At 58.3% G+C, this 19990-nt stretch carries 15 protein-coding genes and 1 other RNA gene; 8 read left to right on the top strand and 8 right to left on the bottom strand.

All coding sequences use genetic code 11. The features are described from left to right. Window positions 1–22 precede the first annotated feature (22 nt). From PFEN_RS27460 to PFEN_RS31165, 4 genes are all read left to right on the top strand, one after another. Window positions 23–2839 carry an FAD-binding and (Fe-S)-binding domain-containing protein gene (locus tag PFEN_RS27460; RefSeq protein WP_191489721.1) on the top strand — a complete coding sequence of 939 codons (2817 nt, stop codon included), beginning with the start codon at window positions 23–25 and terminating at the stop codon, window positions 2837–2839. A gap of 122 nt (window positions 2840–2961) precedes the next feature. Next, window positions 2962–3240: a hypothetical protein gene (locus PFEN_RS27465; protein ID WP_191489722.1), complete on the top strand. Its 279-nt coding sequence runs from the start codon at window positions 2962–2964 to the stop codon at window positions 3238–3240. Window positions 3241–3319: 79 nt separating this feature from the next. Next, window positions 3320–3711: a transfer-messenger RNA gene (gene ssrA, locus PFEN_RS27470) on the top strand. A gap of 135 nt (window positions 3712–3846) precedes the next feature. After that, window positions 3847–3981: a hypothetical protein gene (locus tag PFEN_RS31165; RefSeq protein WP_263596640.1), complete on the top strand. Its 135-nt coding sequence runs from the start codon at window positions 3847–3849 to the stop codon at window positions 3979–3981. An 83-nt stretch (window positions 3982–4064) separates the two neighbouring features. Here the strand turns inward: PFEN_RS31165 and PFEN_RS27475 are convergent, their stop codons facing one another. From PFEN_RS27475 to PFEN_RS27500, 6 genes are all read right to left on the bottom strand, one after another. Then, entirely contained in the window at window positions 4065–7247 is a 3183-nt protein-coding gene (locus PFEN_RS27475) for a type I restriction endonuclease subunit R (RefSeq protein ID WP_191489723.1), read from the bottom strand. A 186-nt stretch (window positions 7248–7433) separates the two neighbouring features. Next, entirely contained in the window at window positions 7434–8381 is a 948-nt protein-coding gene (locus tag PFEN_RS27480) for a GIY-YIG nuclease family protein (protein WP_191489724.1), read from the bottom strand. Then, window positions 8378–9736 (bottom strand): restriction endonuclease subunit S, encoded by a 1359-nt coding sequence (locus PFEN_RS27485; protein ID WP_191489725.1) that lies wholly within the window; start codon window positions 9734–9736, stop codon window positions 8378–8380. The genes PFEN_RS27480 and PFEN_RS27485 overlap by 4 nt, the downstream gene beginning before the upstream one ends. Next, on the bottom strand, window positions 9733–11652 hold the full coding sequence (locus PFEN_RS27490; RefSeq protein WP_191489726.1) for a type I restriction-modification system subunit M: 1920 nt from the start codon (window positions 11650–11652) through the stop codon (window positions 9733–9735). Before PFEN_RS27490 ends, PFEN_RS27485 begins: the two co-directional genes overlap by 4 nt. A gap of 155 nt (window positions 11653–11807) precedes the next feature. Further along, window positions 11808–12773 carry an inovirus-type Gp2 protein gene (locus PFEN_RS27495; RefSeq protein ID WP_191489727.1) on the bottom strand — a complete coding sequence of 322 codons (966 nt, stop codon included), beginning with the start codon at window positions 12771–12773 and terminating at the stop codon, window positions 11808–11810. Between the two features lie 353 nt (window positions 12774–13126). Beyond that, window positions 13127–13327, bottom strand: coding sequence for a helix-turn-helix transcriptional regulator (locus tag PFEN_RS27500; protein ID WP_191489728.1), 201 nt, complete (start codon window positions 13325–13327; stop codon window positions 13127–13129). Between the two features lie 718 nt (window positions 13328–14045). On the opposite strand from PFEN_RS27500, the gene PFEN_RS27505 reads away from it, so the two are divergent. The 4 genes from PFEN_RS27505 to PFEN_RS27520 all read left to right on the top strand — a co-directional run bounded on the left by PFEN_RS27505 (window position 14046) and on the right by PFEN_RS27520 (window position 18499). Next, window positions 14046–14447 carry a hypothetical protein gene (locus PFEN_RS27505; protein ID WP_191489729.1) on the top strand — a complete coding sequence of 134 codons (402 nt, stop codon included), beginning with the start codon at window positions 14046–14048 and terminating at the stop codon, window positions 14445–14447. Window positions 14448–14773: 326 nt separating this feature from the next. Next, a complete protein-coding gene (locus tag PFEN_RS27510; protein ID WP_224771078.1) occupies window positions 14774–15715 on the top strand; it encodes a Fic family protein in 942 nt (313 codons plus the stop codon). A 133-nt stretch (window positions 15716–15848) separates the two neighbouring features. After that, window positions 15849–17279, top strand: a complete 1431-nt coding sequence (locus tag PFEN_RS27515) for a Fic family protein (RefSeq protein ID WP_224771079.1) — start codon at window positions 15849–15851, stop codon at window positions 17277–17279. Window positions 17280–17548: 269 nt separating this feature from the next. Further along, entirely contained in the window at window positions 17549–18499 is a 951-nt protein-coding gene (locus PFEN_RS27520) for a helix-turn-helix domain-containing protein (protein ID WP_191490269.1), read from the top strand. Window positions 18500–18568: 69 nt separating this feature from the next. On the opposite strand, the gene PFEN_RS27525 is transcribed toward PFEN_RS27520, so the two are convergent. Beyond that, window positions 18569–19051: a YybH family protein gene (locus tag PFEN_RS27525; protein WP_191489730.1), complete on the bottom strand. Its 483-nt coding sequence runs from the start codon at window positions 19049–19051 to the stop codon at window positions 18569–18571. An 81-nt stretch (window positions 19052–19132) separates the two neighbouring features. Continuing rightward, window positions 19133–19987, bottom strand: coding sequence for a DJ-1/PfpI family protein (locus PFEN_RS27530; protein ID WP_191489731.1), 855 nt, complete (start codon window positions 19985–19987; stop codon window positions 19133–19135). Window positions 19988–19990: the final 3 nt, after the last annotated feature.

Here is a 19990-nt window from a genome sequence, read left to right on the forward strand (position 1 = left end):
CGCGACCCCGTGAGGAGTTTGCATGAGCCTGCCCCAACCGTTCCTCCACGCGGTCGAACGCCTGATCCCCGGCGAGCGCCGTTTCGACGACCCGCTCTCGACCCTGGCCTTCGGCACCGACGCCAGCTTCTACCGGCTGATCCCCAAACTGGTGATCCGCGTCGAATCCGAAGACGAAGTGGTGGCCCTGCTCAAGCTGGCAAGCCGCGACCAGGTCCCGGTGACGTTCCGCGCCGCCGGCACCAGCCTGTCGGGCCAGGCCATCAGCGACTCGGTACTGATCGTACTCGGCGACCACTGGAATGCCCGGGAGATTCGTCACCAGGGCGCGCAGATCCGCCTGCAACCCGGCGTCATCGGCGCCCAGGCCAACGCCTGGCTGGCGCCGTTCGGGCGCAAGATCGGTCCGGACCCGGCGTCGATCAACGCCTGCAAGATCGGTGGCATCGTTGCCAACAACGCCAGCGGCATGTGCTGCGGCACCGCGCAGAACACCTACCACACCCTGGCCGGAATGCGTCTGATCCTGGCCGACGGCAGCCGCCTGGACACCGAGGACGCCGCCAGCGTCGCGGCCTTTCGCCAGAGCCATGGCTCGCTGCTCCAGCAGCTGGCGGTGCTGGGCCAGGAAACCCGCGCCAACAGCGAGTTGGCGGCGAAGATCCGGCACAAATACCGGCTGAAAAACACCACCGGCCTGTCCCTCAATGCCCTGGTGGATTTCGATGAGCCGCTGGAGATCCTCAGCCATCTGCTGGTGGGGTCCGAAGGGACGTTGGGGTTTATCAGCGCGGTGACCTACGACACCGTGATCGACCATCCGAACAAGGCTTCGGCGCTGATCGTCTTCCCCGATGTGGAAACCTGCTGCACCGCCGTCACCGTACTGAAAAGCCAGCCGGTGTCCGCCGTGGAACTGCTTGATCGGCGCAGCCTGCGCTCGGTACAGGAAAAGCCGGGCATGCCGGCCTTCGTGCGTGAACTGTCCAACGGCGCTTGCGCATTGCTGATCGAATCCCGTGCCGCGTCCTCATCGCTGTTGCAGGAGCAACTGCGGCAGATCATGACCTCGCTGGCGCCGTTCCCGGTGGAAAAACAGGTCGATTTCACTGAAGACCCGAGCGAAAACGCCCAGCTCTGGGCGATCCGCAAGGACACCTTCCCCGCCGTCGGCGCCGTGCGCAAGACCGGCACCACGGTGATCATCGAAGACGTGACCTTCCCGGTCGAACAACTGGCCATCGGCGTCAACCGCCTGATCGCCCTGTTCGACAAACACCACTACGACGAAGCGATCCTGTTCGGCCATGCCCTGGAGGGCAACCTGCACTTCGTCTTCACCCAGGGTTTCAACAGCGCCGCCGAAGTGGCCCGCTACCAGGCATTCATGGATGACGTCGCGCATCTGGTGGCGGTCGAGTTCGGCGGTTCGCTCAAGGCCGAGCACGGTACCGGACGCAACATGGCGCCGTTTGTCGAACTGGAATGGGGCCAGGATGCCTACCAGTTGATGTGGGCGATCAAGCGCCTGCTCGACCCCCAGGGCATTCTCAACCCGGACGTGGTGCTCAGCGACGACCCGCAGATACACCTCAAACACCTCAAACCGTTGCCGGCCGCCGACGAGATCGTCGACAAATGCATCGAGTGCGGCTTCTGCGAACCGGTCTGCCCATCGAAGGGACTGACCTTGAGCCCGCGCCAGCGGATCGTGATCTGGCGCGATATCCAGGCGAAAAAACGCGCCGGGGTCGACACCACGGAACTGGAGGCGGCCTATCAGTACCAGGGCATCGATACCTGCGCCGCGACCGGGTTGTGCGCGCAACGTTGCCCGGTGGGGATCAATACCGGTGAGCTGGTGAAAAAGCTCCGGGGCGAGCAAGCCAGCCATGGCAAAACCGCCGACTGGCTCGGCACGCATTTCGATACGGTATTGCAGGGCGCGCGCTTTACCCTGCATGTCGCCAATGGCGCGCGCATGCTGCTCGGGGCGCCGCGCCTGGCGAAACTGTCGTCAAGCCTGACGCGTCTGTCCAAGGGCCGCGTGCCGCAATGGACCAGTGCCATGCCGCAGCCGGAACGGGCGGTGCGCTTCAGTCCGGCGGTCGGCGATGCACGCCCACGGGTGGTCTATCTGGCCGCCTGCGTCTCGCGGGTAATGGGGCCGGCGGCCGGTGACAAGGAACAGATGTCGCTACTGGACAAGACCCGCGGCCTGCTGGAAAAAGCCGGTTACCAGGTGGTGTTCCCGGACAACACCGACCAGCTCTGCTGTGGCCAGCCGTTTGCCTCCAAGGGCTACGTCGAGCAGGCCGAGCACAAGCGCCAGGAACTGATCGGCGCGCTGCTGCATGCCAGCCGTGGCGGCCTCGACCCGATCTACTGCGACACCAGCCCGTGCACCTTGCGCCTGGTGCAGGACCTGGGCGAGACCCGCCTCGATCTCTACGATCCGGTGCGTTTCATTCGCACGCACCTGCTGGAGCGGCTGGAATTCACGCCGCAGGACGCGCCGATTGCCGTGCACGTAACCTGCAGCACCCAGCACCTCGGCGAAAGCCAGGCGCTGATCGACCTGGCGCGGCGTTGCAGCAACAACGTGGTGATTCCGGAAGGCATCCACTGCTGTGGTTTTGCCGGCGACAAGGGCTTCACCACCCCGGAACTGAATGCCCACTCGCTGCGGACCTTGAAGGACGCCGTGCAGTATTGCGAAGAGGGCATCTCCACCAGCCGCACCTGCGAGATCGGCTTGAGCCAGCATGGCGGGATCGACTATCACGGGCTGGTGTACCTGGTGGATCGGGTGACCCGGGCCAAGTCGGCGCGGGGATAAAATAGAACCTTGGCCAGCGGCGGTAGTCCATAGAACGAGTCCCGCGAGCGCGGGACTCGCCCTACTCGACAGTCCGCTCTGATCAGCAATGAAATCGGGTCACTCAGTTCAAGGAGATACACATGAAGCGTTCCGTGCTGCTGGGCCTGTTTGTCAGCACCTGCGTCCTCGCCGCCCCGGCGTTTGCCTCGGCCGAGAAGGACCTTTGCGCGATGAACCTGCAGAGCCTCAACAGTGCCAAGACCCAGCTGGATTCCAACCAGCAGGCCAACCTTGAGACCAGCATCCAGCAGGCCAAGGCCGCCGCGGATAGAAACACCAACGACAGCGCCCGGGAGTGCGTCGCCATCACCGAGCGGGCGCTCCAGGAAATCCGCAACAGCCCCAAAGCCGGCCAGTAAAGCTGGTCAGTATCGGGATGGCCTTGCGAGCCAGATTGGCGTACACTGTGCATGCCTGCTGGTTACGTACAGCAGGCACGGGGCCGTTTAGGATTCGACGCCGGTCGCGAAACTCTAGGTGCATGCCGAGTTGGTAACAGAACTCGTAAATCCACTGTTGCAACTACTTATAGTTGCCAATGACGACCATTACGGGGAACAAGCTCTCGCTGCGTAAGCGGCGCTAGCCTTCCTCCTGGCTACTTCGGTGCCAGCAATCATCAGGGGATGTCTGTAAACCCAAAATGATTGTCATATAGAACAGAATCGCCGTGCAGTACGTTGTGGACGAATCGGCTAAAACTTACACAACTCGCCCAAAGCACCCTGCCCGTCGGGTCGCTGCGGGTTAACTTAATAGACACGGCTACGCATGTAGTACCGACAGCGGAGTACTGGCGGACGGGGGTTCAAATCCCCCCGGCTCCACCAAATTTGTTGTAAGTCGTTGTTTTCTAAAGCTTTTTACCTCTTATTCGATTCGTAGGAATACCGAATGGGAGGTAAAAGGCGGCAGAAATGGGCGGCACGCCTCCCCTGACGCACCCACTCTGGAGTGTGTCTGTAATGCCCCACCACGTTGAGAAGAGCCGCCACGGCCTCTACTACCTTCGCCTGCCCAAACGCCTTGCCCACTTCAACGACGGCATTGCCTTCCTACTCTTTCACTGGGTGCTCAAGCGCCTCCCCAAAATCGAATAAACGACATAAAGCAGACAGGAGGCTACAGTGCCTCCTGCCTGCCTCAATGCCATTTTCTTTTTTTGGTCTGGACTGCTAAAAACTTAAGCCCTGGTCGAGCTCTGCAGGTCTGCCCCCGCATCCTTCTTCAGCAATTCATATACCACCGTCAGGAACACATCCCGCGTTGCCTCGTCGCTCAACAGCTTGGTCGCCATGCTGGTGTGGCTGCTCATGGCCCCCGCAATTGCCTGGATGGCCTTCATCGGTAGGTCGGCCTTCATGGCCTGATCCATGGTGTTGTTCTGCACCTGGGCCATTACCACAACATCATCGCGAAGCTTTTCGGACACATGCACAGCGAAGGCCACCTGATCCGTGTCGGTGATGTCCTTACCGAAGGCGTTGTTGAGCTTTTCGATCAGATCGGCGAGGTATTTTTTCTCGCGGTCGCGCGCGTCGCGCAGGCCGTTATCGGTGATGCCATATAGCTCTGGTGATTCACCCACGGTTGAAAGCCCGGTCAAACCGTCACCGCTCTTGATCTTGTAGTGGCTGAGTTTGAGATCGCCCAGATCCACCTGTTCGGCGCTGATACCCTTCAAGCGTTTGCGTAGCAGCCGTGCGTAGCTGGCGAACGACTCCAGTGCTGGGTCACCAAACTCCACCAACTGGGCAACGTACTCATAGGTGCGCACAAACTTGGTCAGGCTCTCGCTGAAAATCATTAACTCATCACGCGCCTTGCAGTACTCGGCACGCTGTACGTCGGCGTATTCCATGCCCTTCTCGTCGCAGCTATCGTGGGCGGCTTCCCAGGCTTTTTCCCATTGATCGATCGCATCGTTGAGCGTCTTCAACTTGCCATTGAAACGGTCGGTGGCCGATTGGGTCAGCGAGTAAAGCTTCTGATGAGTGACATTGCGATCCACGATGGCCTCGCCAAAAGCATCGACCTCTGCAGCCTCATAGATGAACATGCCATCCAGGCGCTGCTTGATGTCGTAGACGATGTTCGGGTCCTGAATATCGGCCACCTGGGCATCGCGGTAAAAGGTCTTAAAGGCCGCCTGGATCTCCTCTGCCTCGTTGGCAAAGTCGATGACGTAGGTCTTGTCCTTTCCGGGAAAGGTACGATTCAACCGCGACAGGGTCTGCACAGCTTCTACGCCAGATATTTTCTTGTCCAGGTACATGGCCACCAGCTTGGGCTGGTCGAACCCAGTCTGGTACTTGTTGGCAACGATCATCACCCGGTAGTCCGGGGTATCGAACACCTTGCGCATGTCGCGACCTTGCAGACCGGGGTTCAAATTGGTTTCAGTGAACTGGTGATCGCTGGGGAGGCTACCTTCCTGAACATCGGTATTGGCCACCTCACCGGAAAACGCCACCATCGCCTGCACGTTCTCGTAACCCCTACGCTGGCAATAGTCCAGTAGAGCCAGGTGGTACTTCACCGCAGCTGCACGCGAGCCAGTCACCACCATGGCCTTGGCCTGACCACCAAGCAGATGGGCCACGTTCTTACGAAAGTGCTCGACGATCAGCTCGACCTTCTGTCCCACGTTCACCGGGTTGAGTGACAGCCACTTGGCCAACGAACGCTTGGCGCTCTTCTCATCCACACGCTTGTCATCAACAAACTCGCTGCCGATTTTGAACGCCACGTTGTAGCTGGTGTAGTTCTTCAGCACATCAAGGATGAAGCCCTCCTCGATGGCCTGCTGCATGGTGTAAAGGTGAAACGGTGCCGGTGGATTTTCTTGGCTCACTGGCAGCGCCGCATTACGCGGGCGGCCAAACAGACTCAGCGTCGAATGTTTGGGCGTGGCGGTGAAGGCAAAGTAGCTGGCATTACCTGGTCGGCTGCGTGACGACTGCCAGACTGACAGACGCTGTTCCTTACTCAGTTTGTCCCACTCGTCCTCACTTTGGCCGGTCAATACATAGCGCAGGTCATCAGCAGTGCTGCCTCCCGTGGAGCTGTGCGCCTCGTCGATAATGATTGCAAAGCGACGGTTTCGCAGACTGGTCTCGCCGAGGATCGCCTTCTGTGCGTAGGGAAAGGTCTGCAGTGTGCAGACGATGATCGGCACGCCGTCGAGCATAGCCTTGGCCAACTGCTGACTCTTCGGCAAACTGGATTGCTGACGTTCGATGGCGCACACAACCCCTGCCTGGTGCTCGATCTGCTGAATGGCCTCTTGCAATTGCTGATCCAGCACCTGGCGGTCGGTGACCACAATCACGCTATGGAAGTACGGCTCGCCATCTGGGCGACGCACACGGATCAACGAATGCGCCGTCCAAGCAATCGTGTTCGTCTTGCCCGAACCTGCACTGTGCTGGATCAGATAGGGCTGACCAGCGCCTTCAACACGCACCGCGTCGATCATCTTGGTTACGCCTTCCCACTGATGAAAGCGCGGGAAGATCAGGCCTTCCTTGAAATAGGTCTTGCCATTTACGTCCTGGGCTTCCTTGCGCTCCTGCAGCACAAAGCGGTGGAAGATGTGCAGCCAGTTGTCCTTTTGCAGCACTCGCTCCCAGAAGTAGCTCACCGGATAGCTGCCGTTGTCACCCGGTGGGTTGCCGGCTGCGCCGTCGTTACCCCGGTTGAACGGCAGGAAGAAGGTCGAATCACCCGCCAGCTTGGTGGTCATGCGGATGTCGCTGTCGCTCATGGCGAAATGCACCACTGCACCTCGACGGAAGGTCAGCAACGGTTCTAGGCCACCACTCTTGCGCTCAGGTTTGCGATCCATGCGGTACTGCTGCATGGCTGCCTCGACCGATTGGGTGAAGTCAGTCTTCAGCTCCACGGTAGCCACGGGAATGCCGTTGATGAAGAAGGCCAGGTCAATCTCGTCGGCTTTGTCCAGCGAGTAACGCAGCTGCGGTAACACGCGTAGGCGGTTGGCTGCGTAGCGCTGGATCACCGTCTCGTTGCGATCATCCTCTGGCAAGCCCTGGCTCATGGCCAAGGTGCCGCCACCGGCCACGGCAAAGCCGTAGCGCAGCACGTTCACCGTGCCGCCGTCGGTCTTGTTCTCCAGCTGCTTGACCAAGCGGTCCAGCACCGCCGCCGCAGTGCCAGCGCCGTTCATGGCGCGGATCTTGGACATGGCCTGGGGCTGGCTCTCCTCCAGCCAGCCGAGCACATCCTCGGGGAATAACGCTCTTGCTGCGTCATAGTCAGCGGACTTGCCCACCAGCCACCCGGCAGCCTGTAGCTGCTCGACAATATGGCGTTCCAGTTCGCATTCGTGGTGGATGTGGCTCATGCCTATTCCTTGTCTAAACGTCTATGTCTGAATTCACGACGCACTGCGTCGCAAATTGACTCACCATCGCCAAACACGTCTCGCCACGGCAAACACCTGACGACATACGCTCCAGTCAAATACCCGTCAAATAACCCCCTGCTCAGCTTCGCGCCGAGGTCGTTATTGTTTAGCGTCATTGTGGGGTTACTCGCTCTCGGCAGAGGGTTCGAACCCGGCGACTTGGGCCTCTTGCCAGGCGGCATACGACTGTCCTGTGCCTTCGACCAGCCAGGAAGTCCGCCCATTGGCTGAGCGTCCGCTGACTACGGCGGCCGCTGCACTGGGGCTGCTGAAGGCGTAGTCGTCGCTGAACAGCAGGTGCTCGCTGCCATCGGCTACCAGCACACCGTCATCGGCCAGTTGCTTGAACAAGCCCTGATAACCGCTCTCAGTACCGACCCATTCGGCGCGGGCCTTGGAGCCTTTAAGGACAAAAAATTCACCGTCGATTTCCTGCCCCTGAGCACTGATGCGATAGCGTGGCACATCCAGGGTGAAGCGTGGCGAACGGCTAACCGGGGCAGTTGGGCTGACGCTGAGAGCAAAGGAAGGCTTAGTCAGCTCGCGCAAAAAGTCGAAGCCCAGCACCGGCAGCACGGTGCGAATCTGCTCCAGGAAGAACGCCATGTCGGCGCGGTCGGACTCCGGCAGGCTGCCGTAATCATGCGCAGTGCCATTGACCAGCTCACAACGCCCGACCGTGTTGGCGATACCGATCAACAGGCTTTCCAGGTACTTCACATGGGTCTTGGTCAGGTTCTGGTCCTTGCTGGTAACCAGACAGACCTTCTCCCAGAAGTCCTTGCCGCCCGCCGTACCCTCTGAAATCTCGGGGCGGTTGTGCTGTTTGAGGCGCTTGGCCACGTCATCCGACTCGCCGATATACACCTTCGAGCGCAGGTTGTTCTCCGGATCGGGGCCAACTAGAAAGTACACACCGGTACGCGCGCACTCCGGACGCTGCACCAGCTCGGCCAGCTTGCTGCGCGGGCCGGTTAGCACATGGCCGGTCCAGTTCATGATCTCGGCGGTGAGCAGGCCATTGGGCGTGCCATCCACCAGAAACAGCCGAATGCTGCGGCCTTGGTTCATACGGCCTCCCGCAGATCGATCTGGCCGGTAACGGCGGCGGTAATCAGGGCGGAACGGCGCTCCTGCAGAAGAGCAACACTTGCGGCCGCTTTAGCTTCAATCGTATCCAGACGGGCAACCTTTGCTTTCAGCGATATAAGTAGCGTGGACTGCTCCGCAGTGGATAGTGGCAACGCCACGGGCAGTTGCCCGAGGATACCTTCGTTTAGGTTTGCCATGGTTGCGCCAACGGAAGACTGATTAAGCCACTCACGGGCATAACGCGACTGAAGGACCGTATGCAGATAGCTGACGACTACTCGGCCAGTGTCTGGACGGACACGTAAAGAACCTGTGCCACAAATCCAGCCATCCTGCTCATCAGTAATTACTGCTGCTCGCCCCAGTTCACCCCGACGAGCAGTCACCAGATCGCCAGAACGCATTGCCCAGAAACTCAGTCGCTCTGCGGTTTCCTCTGAAACGGAAATATCCGAATTAGGGCAGCACTGATCATCCGAAATATGTGAAGGGTTAATAACGGGAACACCGCCAGTCACATAGTCTTCATTACCAAGCGCGGTACCGAATGGCCCCGTAGAGATGCTAATGCAAAGATCCCGGAAGCGCGCGAAAGCCCAATGCTCTGGCACCTCTCCCAGCCACTCCACGCAGGAGTCTTTCATCTTCACGTTCGGATCGAGGCCCTTGGTGACGACATAGGTGATCAGCGCCTGGCGCTTTTCGCGCAGCAGTTCGATAAAGCGGGTTTTCTTCTCCACCAGCGCGTCGATGCGGGCTGTTTCGCGAGCCATCCAAGAAACGATAAAGGCTTGCTCGTCTAATGACGGAAGCCCAACAGGAAGATTGAGGATGACGGACTGGGCAATATTCACCATCGATGAGCTGGCACCGTTGGCCTCTACCTCTACCGCACGTCGCCCATGGACAGTAATCAACGCCGCCAGAAACTCTGGAATTACCCGAATACCACTACCAAGCCTGTAGAGTTTGTCGCAGAGCATCAACCTCGGATATTCCTGCGTGACGACTACGCAACCTCCTACAAGCTCACGCGTATTGGCACGAGAAACCAATACATCACCCTTTCTCAACCCTAGATGTGGCTTTGGCTCGAGACTCGAAGGTAGTGCTTTGTTCTCGGTAGGTCGAAAGACACCGCCGTTCACACATCCAACCTTCAATACGGCCCACTCATCCTTCTCGGCCTGGCGCGACTCGCAATCAGGGCTCCAGCCTTGTTCGATTGAGGAGACAAGACGCTTGATATATGTGATTTCCCAATGCTCCGGCACCTGCCCCAACCACTCCACCCCGGAGTCCTTGTAAGCCAGATAGGGCTTGTAGTGACTCATGCCGTCACCTCACCCAGCAGCACAGCAATCTCGGCCTCCACGGCCTTCAGGTCTGCATCGATCTCGGTCAGCGCACGGGGTGGCTGGTAGATATAGAAGTAACGGTTGAAGTTGATCTCGTAGCCTACGATGCCGACCTGGCCATCCTTCGCATCGATCTTGCTGGTGTCGATCCAGGCATCCGGCACATGGGGCAACACTTCGCGAGCGAAGTAGTCGTCGATAAACTGATTCAGCGGCACATTCTCGAACTCGCGCAGGTCGCTGTCGGCCTGCACATTGCCTTTGTCGTCCATCATCGGCTGGGCATTGGCGTCGCGCTCGCCAAAGCTTGCCAGTGCCGTTTTCAACGCAGCCTTGCCAAGCTTTTTGATGCCAGCGGCCTTGAGGAAGGCCGGCAGGTTATCGAAGCTGCCTTCGACCTTGGCGAACGCTTCGGCCTGATCGCTCCCTTTAGTGACTTCATAGGCGGCGAGATTTTCCGGCGTCACCGAGAAGCGCAGGCGCAGCGGACGCTCAACAGTGATACGTCGGTAGCCGAAATCGGTTGTGGCAAATACTTTGCTGTTCACGCCGCTCTCGCCGGCCTCGTGGAGCTTGGCAATCTCGGCGATTTGTTCTTCAGACAAGAACTTGCGCTTGCTACCCAGGCTCTTGCGCATAGGCGCATGCATGGCGGTGGCGTCGATCAATTGCACCTGACCTTTGCGCCCGGCGTCCTTGTGGTTGGACAGCACCCAGATGTAGGTACCAATGCCGGTGTTATAGAACAAGTCGTTGGGCAGGGCGATGATCGCCTCCAGCCAGTCGTTCTCCAAGATCCAGCGGCGGATCTCCGACTCGCCAGAGCCAGCACCACCGTTAAACAGTGGAGAGCCGGACAGGACGATACCGATGCGCGTGCCGCCCTGCTCTGCCGGTTTGCGCTTGGACAACAGGTGCATGAGGAACAGCAGCGAGCCGTCACCCACACGCGGCAAGCCAGCGCCGAAGCGCCCGGCGAAACCGAGACTGGTTTGCTCGTCCTGCACTTGCTTCTGCACCTTCTCCCACTTCACGCCGAACGGCGGGTTGGCCAGGCAGTAGTCGAATTGCTCATGGGGCAGCATGTCATTGGAGAGGGTGTTGCCTAGCTTGATGTTCTTGGTGTCATAACCCTGAATCAGCTTGTCCGCCACCGATATGGCGTAGGTTTCCGGGTTCAATTCCTGGGCGTAGGGCACCAAGCGGGCATTGGGGTTCCACTCGGCCACCTGCTCAATGGCTGACGACAGAAAGCCGCCCGTGCCGGCGGCGCAGTCATATACGGTGCGCACCACGCCATCGCCATTCAGGGCTTGATGGTCGGGGGCGAAGATCAGGGTGGTGGCTAGGCGTACCACGTCACGCGGGGTGAAGAACTCCCCGGCAGTGTCGTTGGCGGATTCAGCGAACTTGCGGATCAGGTGCTCAAACACCAGACCCATTTCGTGGTTGCTTATGACGTTGGGGTGCAGGTCGATACTGGCGAACTTCTGCGTCACCAGATACAGCAGGTTGGCGTTTTCCAGCTTGCTCAGCCAGCCATCGAAGGCGAAGTGCTCGAACACCTGACGGGCGTTGCCGGAGAACTTGGCGATGTAGTCCTCCAGGTTAGCGCTGGTGCTGGTGGAGCCAATACTGTCTAGGGCGAACTGTGAGACGTTGTAGAAGGTGGCGCCAGCGGTGGCAGGCAGAATCAGATCCATATCCACGCCACTGGCCTGCATCGCCAGGAACTGGCTGCGCACCTTGTCGCGAGTCGGCTCCAGCACGCACTCCAGACGACGCAGCACGGTGAACGGCAGGATGATGCGACCGAACTCCGATTGCTTGAAATCGCCACGCAGCACATCGGCCACGCTCCAAATGAAGTCGGCTAGGTTTTGCTGGTTCACGCGGGAGGAATCCTTGTCTATTGTGGATCGCAGAGAGAGCGGTGGGGCAGCGAATGACAGCCAATTGCTTATCTGCGATGTGCCATTATGAATAGTCGAACCTTAACCGTTCAGACGAACCTGAACCAGCGCAGCGCATTCAACCTGTAAAGTTTTCAAGCGTTTGCCTTCTGAATCCGCCCCGTACGGAAGGATCTGGCTCCGGGAGGCTTGATCCGTAGGTGCTGGTCATCCTTGACGAGGTAGTGCATGGCCTTGATGACCTTACCGCATGCCTGAATGTCAGCTCGTCTGATCGTCCCGATGCCGAGCTCATCACCGTAACTGCCTTTGGCATCGTTGCAGCTGTAGTAGTACCCCTGCCCACGGGTGATCTGTTCCCACAGATCGCCAATCTCCCTCGCTTTACTAAAGTCGCTGCGCACCTCAGCCCCGTTGAAAAAGAACGCTGCATGGATGTGGAAACCCTTATCCTCGCCTTGCTCGACGGCGCAGATGTAGCCAGTCTCGAACTTGAAGATTCGATTGCGCTCGCGCGCTCGGACCAGAAGATCCAGATCCTCGAAGACATGTTCAATACGCAGGCGTAGACGTGCGATGGCTAGGTAGTGCAGATCCACACGCACCACCACGGTACGAGAGTAACGATCCAGCACTCGGCTCACGTACTCAGTGAGCGTGGATTGCTTCTGCCTAACTTCGTAGCGCCGATCATCCACTTTGCGCTTGTACCACTTTCCAAGGATCAACTGACGGATCCTTGCGACCAGTACGTTCATGGTCTGATGGAACTTCAGATAACCCGTACCGCTTTCATTGAGACAGGTCGGACCTACAGGACTACGCTCCAGACCAATGTCCTGACATGCCAGCCAGAAGACTTGCAGGTGCTTACTGTAGGCGTAAGGGTAACGATCATCGAACAGATCGAGCATCTGCTGGATGGCGTCGAAATACCTGGAAAGCCTGGTCGCCTGCGTGCGCTCGTAGCCGGATCGTGTTTGGATGATCTCGAAGGCAGGTCTATCGGTACGCTCGATGGCTTGTACGAGTCGTTCGATCTGGACGGAAGTTTGAGATTGAGAGAGATGGATCTGAATGGAGGTATTGCTGTAACTCATGGTAGGTACCTGGTTGGTTGAGGTATACCAGGTACCGTTTGAGTATTTTTTAACTGACGACTCTTTCAAGATTGACTAGTGATAGATCACTTACTGATAGCTATATAAATATAACCAGCTGACGCACAGGCTTCACACCCCTCGCTCGGCGGGCTTTTAAGACCAACATCGTCTGGCGTAGCGATAAATTGACCTAAAGTCATCTGGGGGGAGTTAGCTGAGCCTCCCATCGACCAAGAGGCTTCGACAGACATACAGAAAAAACATCATGGCCGGAGGAATCCCCCCAGCCATGATGTTTTCTGACTTTCAAGTAAGCTAAATCTGCTCTGCATGAACGCGGCGGCTCCGAATCACGCAACGGTTGCTTGCCGCAAGTCACGCTCCTCAATCCTAGCCAAGATCCAGTCGTGGATCTCTCTCTCCAGCCAACCGACGCAACGGTCCCCCAGGGAAATAGGCTTGGGGAAGGTGCCTTCTGAGATGTACTTGTAGACTGTGGACCGGCCCAGACCGGTGGAATCGATGACGTCTTTCAGGCGAATTATCTTCATGAACGGGCTCCTCATGTTTGTTCAGAGGATTGGCAGCGGCGGTAAATAAATACTGATAAGCACGACCGCCAGCATTCATGTGAGTCAGTCCAGCCTTTCCACAAAACGCAGGAACCAGTGGATCACTGAAATTTAAGGGATGACGCTCAGCCCTCCAAGCTGAGGTAGGGCGGCCGCTGCGATAAGAACCTCTGCCTCCGGGCAACACTCTTATTGCCATTGACAGGGAAACCGAAGAGACACAATTCCTCTGTGTAATTCAGCCAACTTTTGGCGATTAATCCCTTCAGCAGACCCAAAAATCAGTAGCAGCTTCTCGCATAAACTCGCGAACTTAGCTTACAAGGCATCGACGCGATCACCTACTTTATCGTGAAAAAATCGAAAATCTTATTAGCTTATCTCACTAAATACGTTAGTTTTTTAGCCACGAAACCTGCTTAACCACTGCTTTATCGCCTATAAATCACATCATAACGTTACACCGAACCGTTACTTCGTAACGTTACGTGTGCCGTTGCTTCGTAGTGAAATTCAATTACATGGTTTTGTTACGACGTAACGTTACAAGAACTGTTACTCCGTAGTGAAATGCTGTAACGTCATTTCGTCACACGATACACTTAGTTACGAAATAACATAGCATTTAACTTAAGAGACGTTATAAATGCACGGGCCAAGGATTGACAACCGCGAGACGATAGAACCGGAAGACACAATGCGCGCCTGGCTCAACCTGCTAGATGAAAAGAAACCCAAGTGGGCACTTGACTACCTGATTGCAAAGGGGGTGATCGCTCCGAAGATTCGGCTCTCTGAATCGCCTCGCGACACCATCATCGAATGGAGCCAAAAACAAATAAATACCCCGTTCAATGAGCTGCTGATAAAAAACATGAAAGCAGCATGGCGCCAGAAGCAGTACAGAGACGGACTAGTCGAAAAAAAATCATACAATTTCATTCTTGATACGAAGGTCAAGGCTCAGCTGGACTCCCTTGCCCGAAGACAAAGGAAAACGATTTCTGAGACTCTGGAAGGCTTAATCAAGCAAGCTGAACTCAAGGCCAGGAAAGCCGATGCAAAAAACGGGGCTACAGAATCAAAACGCGATTGGTGATATGAAGGTGGTCCTACCACAAACCTATGCTGCAGATCGCAAAGGACAACGGTATTCCAAATGGTATTCCAAGAAAAAAAATAACCAAGAATTTTTGTTTATAATCAGTAGCTTAGGAAATCTGTTCAAATTACCCCGGCCCACCAAACGAAGCAAAACGAAGCCCGCCTTGTACGGGCTTTGTTGCATCTGGGCTCCTGATTTTTCGGGCCAACCCTGCCGCCACTCGCCCCACCAGTAGGAGCCAGTTTGCTGGCGATATCGACACCAAGGCACTTGGCGAGTACTTCCAAAGACGCTTTCGACAAAGCTCAGAACAGACAGGTTTGGAAACCACCCGCATCCTGGAAAATCTTGGGCTCGCCAATGGCGACACACCCAATTTGGCCGGTTTGCTGCTCTTCGGCCAGGCGCCACAACGTCTGCGCCCGGCGTTCGATATCAAGGCCGTGGCGTTTCCGGGCACGGTTCTGCATGACCGCCACTATCTAGACAGCGAAGACATAGACGGCAACCTGCTGGAGCAGTACCGGCGCAGCCTTGCCTTCATAAAGCGCAACCTACACCACGTGCAGCGCCAGCAGGGCTTCAATACCCTCGGCCAGTTGGAAGTGCCGGAGGAGGTGTTCGAAGAACTGCTGGTCAATGCCCTGATCCACCGCGACTACTTTGTCAGCGCCTCGATCCGGATCATGATCTTCGCTGATCGCATCGAACTGATCAGCCCCGGGCACCTGCCTGACGTGCTCGATACCGAGAAAATTCGATTCGGCCTGTCCAACCGTCGTAACCCGACGCTCACCTCCCACGCTGTGCGCATCCTCCCCTATCGCGGTTTGGGCACGGGCATCCCGCGCGCGATCGACGCCTGGCCAATGATCACGCTGGACGACGACCGGCAGGGCAACCAGTTCAGGGTGGTGATTCAACGAGCCGTTGAAAGCGGGCCTCTTTCGGGCCCAAGTCGGGACCAAGCAGGGATCGAGTCGGCCGCCGAAGGAAAAGAAACCGAAACAGGCCCGCCCTTGCAGCAAGAGCAGGTTACGCTGCTGTGCAGGATGACTGGCGACCACGCCGCAGCCGAGCTGATGAGCTTCATCGGGCGCAGCAACCGCAGCAAGTTCCGCGAACAGGTTTTGGCCCCGCTGCTGGCGCTTGGCGTGGTCGAGATGACCATTCCAGACAAGCCCAACAGCAGCAAGCAACGCTATCGCCTGACTGCGGCCGGTCGAGCGCTAAAGGCCGAACAACGCTCCTCAGACGACTGAGCCCAGACAACCACGCCTTTGCGCCAGCACAATGCGGCGCTTTGCACATTTTCGCCACAGGTACAGGCTGTACCGGATCAGCATCTCGAAGCACGCGGATCAGTCTAGAACCGCGCCACCTGCGCCAACATAAATGGCGCAGTTCTACAAACTGCGCCATAATCGCGCCATCCCCCTCTCAAACTGCGCCAACACAGCCATGTCATCCAGCATCGAATTACTGAGCAGCATTCAGGCATCCAGCCACGGATTGACGTTGGCCGAGCTACTTGCACAACACGACGGCATTGCCAGGCGCACTGCCCAGCGTCTGATCGCGAAGCTGATCGAGAGCGGTCAAGTCAGCGCACAAGGTGATGGCCGGGCGCGCCGCTATTTCAGCGCTGGCGCCCCAGCAGCCACGACTGAGCCACTGAACGCCCCACTCGATAGTTTTCCGAGCGCCATCCCCCTCTCGGCCGACAGCCAAGAAGTGCTTGCCTACATCAACCTGCCCCCGCAAGCGCGCAAGCCCGTGGGCTACCAGCGTGACTTTCTGGACGCCTACCATCCCAATGAGACGTGGTATTTGTCCGAATCGCTGCGCCGCCAATTGCACAAGATGGGCAAAACCGCCGATCTCAATGAGCCTGCCGGCACCTACAGCCGCGCCATTCTCAATCGCTTGCTCGTCGATTTGTCTTGGGCATCCAGCCACCTGGAAGGCAACACCTATTCACGTCTCGATACGCGTGAACTCATCGAGCATGGCAAGACGGCGCAAGGCAAAGCGGCCATCGAAACGCAGATGATTCTGAACCATAAGACGGCAATCGAACTGTTGGTGGAAAATATCGACAGTGCCGAGTTCAACCGCTACACCGTAATGAACCTGCACAGTGCCCTGGCGGAAAACCTGTTACCCAACCCTTCGGATGAAGGACGGGTTCGCCAACATGCCGTCGATATCGGCCAAAGTGTCTATCGCCCGCTGTCTACCCCCCAGCAAATCGAAGATGCCCTGGACGTACTGCTCGGCAAGGCCAACCAGATTCGTGACCCGTTCGAACAATCCTTTTTCATGATGGTGCACTTGCCCTATCTGCAACCCTTCGCTGACATCAACAAACGGACCTCCCGACTGGCCGCGAACCTGCCGCTGTTCCGCGCCAACCTGTGCCCACTGACATTTCTGGACGTACCGGAGCAAGCCTACAGCCGGGCCACACTCGGCGTGTATGAAATGACCCGAGTGGAATTGCTGCGAGACCTGTATGTGTGGGCCTATGAGCGCTCGACGCAGGAGTATCTGGCCATCAAACAGGACCTGGCCGAACCAGACCCTTTGCGACTGGCTTGGCGCGACCTCATCAAGCACGCGATCCGTAGCGTTATCCAACATCCGGAACTTGACCCGCTCACCGTGATTCAGCAAGTCGTGAGCGATAGTGTTCCGGAACCCGAACAGCCCAGCGTCAAGGCTCTGCTCATTGAAGAACTTCGGCGTCTGCATGAGGGAATGCTGGCACGTTATGGCTTGCGACCGTCTGAGTACAGCACTTGGAAAGCGACGCGTGGGCATTGATGAGCACTGTGGATCTCGATCACACCACCCCATCTGCACGCCCTCCCTAAATAAATCCATCCCGTTTTCACAAGCGTGGCTCTTGCTGGACACAGTCGAGTAAAAAATCCATCACGGCCTTGATCGACGGCGAGCGGCGTAGATCTGGATACACCCGCGGGAGTAACGAGTTAACGAGGACTTCTGCACCAAGGGGAGGCAATGATCCAATGGCGCTATCCAAGGGTTTCCCGCAAAATACGCCCTCTCGGATTCTGAGTGACCTCATCATGCATCGAGTCGGATTCTTCGTTTGCCATGGCCATGATGCTCTTGATCTTGCCGGCCCTCTTTCGGCGTTCAATCAGGTGCTCACCGCCGCCGGCCATTCCCCCTATGACCTCCAGGTCATCTCGCAGGCGGGAGGATCAGTGCTGGGCAATGCCGGCCTGCCGATCGAGACCCAGCCGGTAGGCAGGCGCAGGTTTGACACCGTGCTGTTCATTGGTGGCGATATCGAGCCGATGCGGGCAGCGGAAAACATCGCCGCCGCCAAGAAACTGGGGGCCAACGCCTCGCGGGTCGGAAGCGTGTGTACGGGAGCGTTTCTGCTGGCGGAAACCGGCTTGCTGGACGGACGCCGGGCAACCACGCACTGGCTGTACGCCGCTCAATTGCAGTCGCGCTTCCCCGGTATCAAGATCGAGGGGAACAGTATCTATATAGCGGACGGACATATCTGGACATCCGCCGGCATCGCCGCCGGCATCGACCTGGCGCTCGCCATGATCGAGCGGGATATGGGCGTGGAAATCGCGCGGGATACCGCCAGGCTGCTGGTCGTGCCCTATCGTCGACCAGGCGGTCAGTCGCAATTCTCCGCCATGTCACAAATGGAGCCGGAGTCGGATCGCATCCGCATTGCGCTGAATTTTGCCCGGGAACATCTGGCTGAGGCGCTACCTGTCGAGCGACTCGCCGAGGCGGCCAGCTTGAGTCTGCGACAATTCGGACGAGCCTTTCGCCGGGAAACCGGTGAAACGCCAGCCAAGGCGGTCGAGCGCTTGCGCGTTGAAGCGGCGTGCCTGCGCCTGCGCGATGGCAGCGAACCGATCGAACAGATTGCCCTGGCGGTGGGGTTCACCGATCCGGAACGGATGCGTCGGGCCTTCGTCAAACTGCATGGACATCCGCCGCAATCGGTCCGCCGCGAGAGCAGATTGAGCGCTGAGCGCGGATAGATCGACGCCCCCTCGGCGCGCGTAGCCTAGTCAGTGGCCACCTGGGCCACTGCGGTCAGACCCGGGCGCTCAACGAGCGTCAGGTTTCAGCGGGCCATAATCACTCCACATGTCGCGGTGCAGCTTCCAGACGCCCCCCTGCTTCAGGAAGATCAGGATCTGTTTACCGCGAAACTTGAGCGCTCCACTGTGATCACGGACCTCGGCATCCGAAACTTCGGTAACCGCCTGATCGTCACCGTAGAACTCGTAATTGCTGAAAGATACGCTGCCAGGTGGGGAGCCGGCATAGCCCTTGGCGAAGTATTCAGTGATCGCGCGGGCTCCGCTGACTCTGTCCCCCCCGGGCGGCAAGAGGGCGCCATCTGCCGTATAGAGGCGACCTATCGCCTCATAGTCACCTCGCGCGAAGGCCTGCGCCCATCGGGCGTTCTCGGCCTTGATGGCCGCTTCGGGCGGACGCTGCGGGTCAGCGGCGGTGGCCGCCAGGGTAAAGGCGCAAAACGATAAGCCGACTGCAAGGGCAGCCGCACAAAGACGGATCTGTCGCATCTGATGATTTCCGATATTGGCTTGAATGGAAGAGGGCTGCACCCGACTGGGCAGGTGCAGCCAGCACTGCTTGCCAGCGTTTCAGCGAACGCCGGGGATGCGCGCGAGCCCTCTGGACGCGCCGGGCAGTTCCTTGTCGACCATCGCGATGACTTCTGGCCGGGCGTCCCTGGGATGACCGGAATGGAACGGCGGAGCGGGGTCATATTCGATCACGAGTTGCGTGAATTCGGCGGCCTGTTGACCGCGCAGCTTCGCCGCGACGCGAAGCGCGAAGTCGATGCCCGCCGTCACGCCGCCGCCGCTCATGAACCGGCCGTTGTCGTCCTCCACGAAGCGATCCGGAACAGCGATAGCTCCGTACTCGGTCAGCTTGTTGACGAAGGCCCAATGGCAGGCGCTGCGCTTGCCCTTGAGAATGCCCGTGGCGGCGAGCACCAGCGAGCCATTGCAGACCGACGTAATATGCTTGGCGCTTTCCGCCAGGCGCCGGATCTGTGCCTGGTACTCCGGGCGCATCGGCGCCGACAAGTCAGAACCGCCAGGGACCAGGAGCAAGTCGGTCCTCTCAATGTCGGCCAGACGCTCAGTGTTGCCATACACGACCCCGAATTCGAGGGTCACGTTGCCGCCATTGAGGCTCGCATAACGAACCTTGGTATTCGGCAACCGGTGAAAAATCTCGCTGGGGCCGGCGAAATCGAGCAGCGTGCCGCCGTCGTAATTCACGATCAAGATATTCAGCGGTTCGTTCGCGGCCAGTTCTCCGCCGCTGCCGGACTGCGCGAGCGCGGGGGCGGCACGGCCAAGCAGGGCTCCGCCGCCGAGGATGGAGCCGAGGGTGACGATGCCGCCGAACTTGAGCACATCGCGGCGGGAACTCCCCGGGCTGAGCGGGCGCTCGCCGGTGGCGTTGTTTTCGCTATTGTCGGTCACGAT

It is taken from the genome of Pseudomonas sp. FEN (assembly GCF_904067045.1).
In the GTDB taxonomy this organism is placed as follows: Bacteria; Pseudomonadota; Gammaproteobacteria; order Pseudomonadales; family Pseudomonadaceae; genus Aquipseudomonas.

What these genes read in the sequence shown, in the direction of transcription:
- PFEN_RS27460 (WP_191489721.1), top strand. Translation starts at nt 23, where the DNA reads ATGAGCCTGCCCCAACCGTTCCTCCACGCGGTCGAACGCCTGATCCCC.
- PFEN_RS27465 (WP_191489722.1), top strand. Translation starts at nt 2,962, where the DNA reads ATGAAGCGTTCCGTGCTGCTGGGCCTGTTTGTCAGCACCTGCGTCCTC.
- PFEN_RS31165 (WP_263596640.1), top strand. Translation starts at nt 3,847, where the DNA reads ATGCCCCACCACGTTGAGAAGAGCCGCCACGGCCTCTACTACCTTCGC.
- PFEN_RS27475 (WP_191489723.1), bottom strand. Translation starts at nt 7,247, where the DNA reads ATGAGCCACATCCACCACGAATGCGAACTGGAACGCCATATTGTCGAG.
- PFEN_RS27480 (WP_191489724.1), bottom strand. Translation starts at nt 8,381, where the DNA reads ATGAACCAAGGCCGCAGCATTCGGCTGTTTCTGGTGGATGGCACGCCC.
- PFEN_RS27485 (WP_191489725.1), bottom strand. Translation starts at nt 9,736, where the DNA reads ATGAGTCACTACAAGCCCTATCTGGCTTACAAGGACTCCGGGGTGGAG.
- PFEN_RS27495 (WP_191489727.1), bottom strand. Translation starts at nt 12,773, where the DNA reads ATGAGTTACAGCAATACCTCCATTCAGATCCATCTCTCTCAATCTCAA.
- PFEN_RS27500 (WP_191489728.1), bottom strand. Translation starts at nt 13,327, where the DNA reads ATGAAGATAATTCGCCTGAAAGACGTCATCGATTCCACCGGTCTGGGC.
- PFEN_RS27505 (WP_191489729.1), top strand. Translation starts at nt 14,046, where the DNA reads ATGCGCGCCTGGCTCAACCTGCTAGATGAAAAGAAACCCAAGTGGGCA.
- PFEN_RS27515 (WP_224771079.1), top strand. Translation starts at nt 15,849, where the DNA reads ATGGCGCAGTTCTACAAACTGCGCCATAATCGCGCCATCCCCCTCTCA.
- PFEN_RS27520 (WP_191490269.1), top strand. Translation starts at nt 17,549, where the DNA reads ATGCATCGAGTCGGATTCTTCGTTTGCCATGGCCATGATGCTCTTGAT.
- PFEN_RS27525 (WP_191489730.1), bottom strand. Translation starts at nt 19,051, where the DNA reads ATGCGACAGATCCGTCTTTGTGCGGCTGCCCTTGCAGTCGGCTTATCG.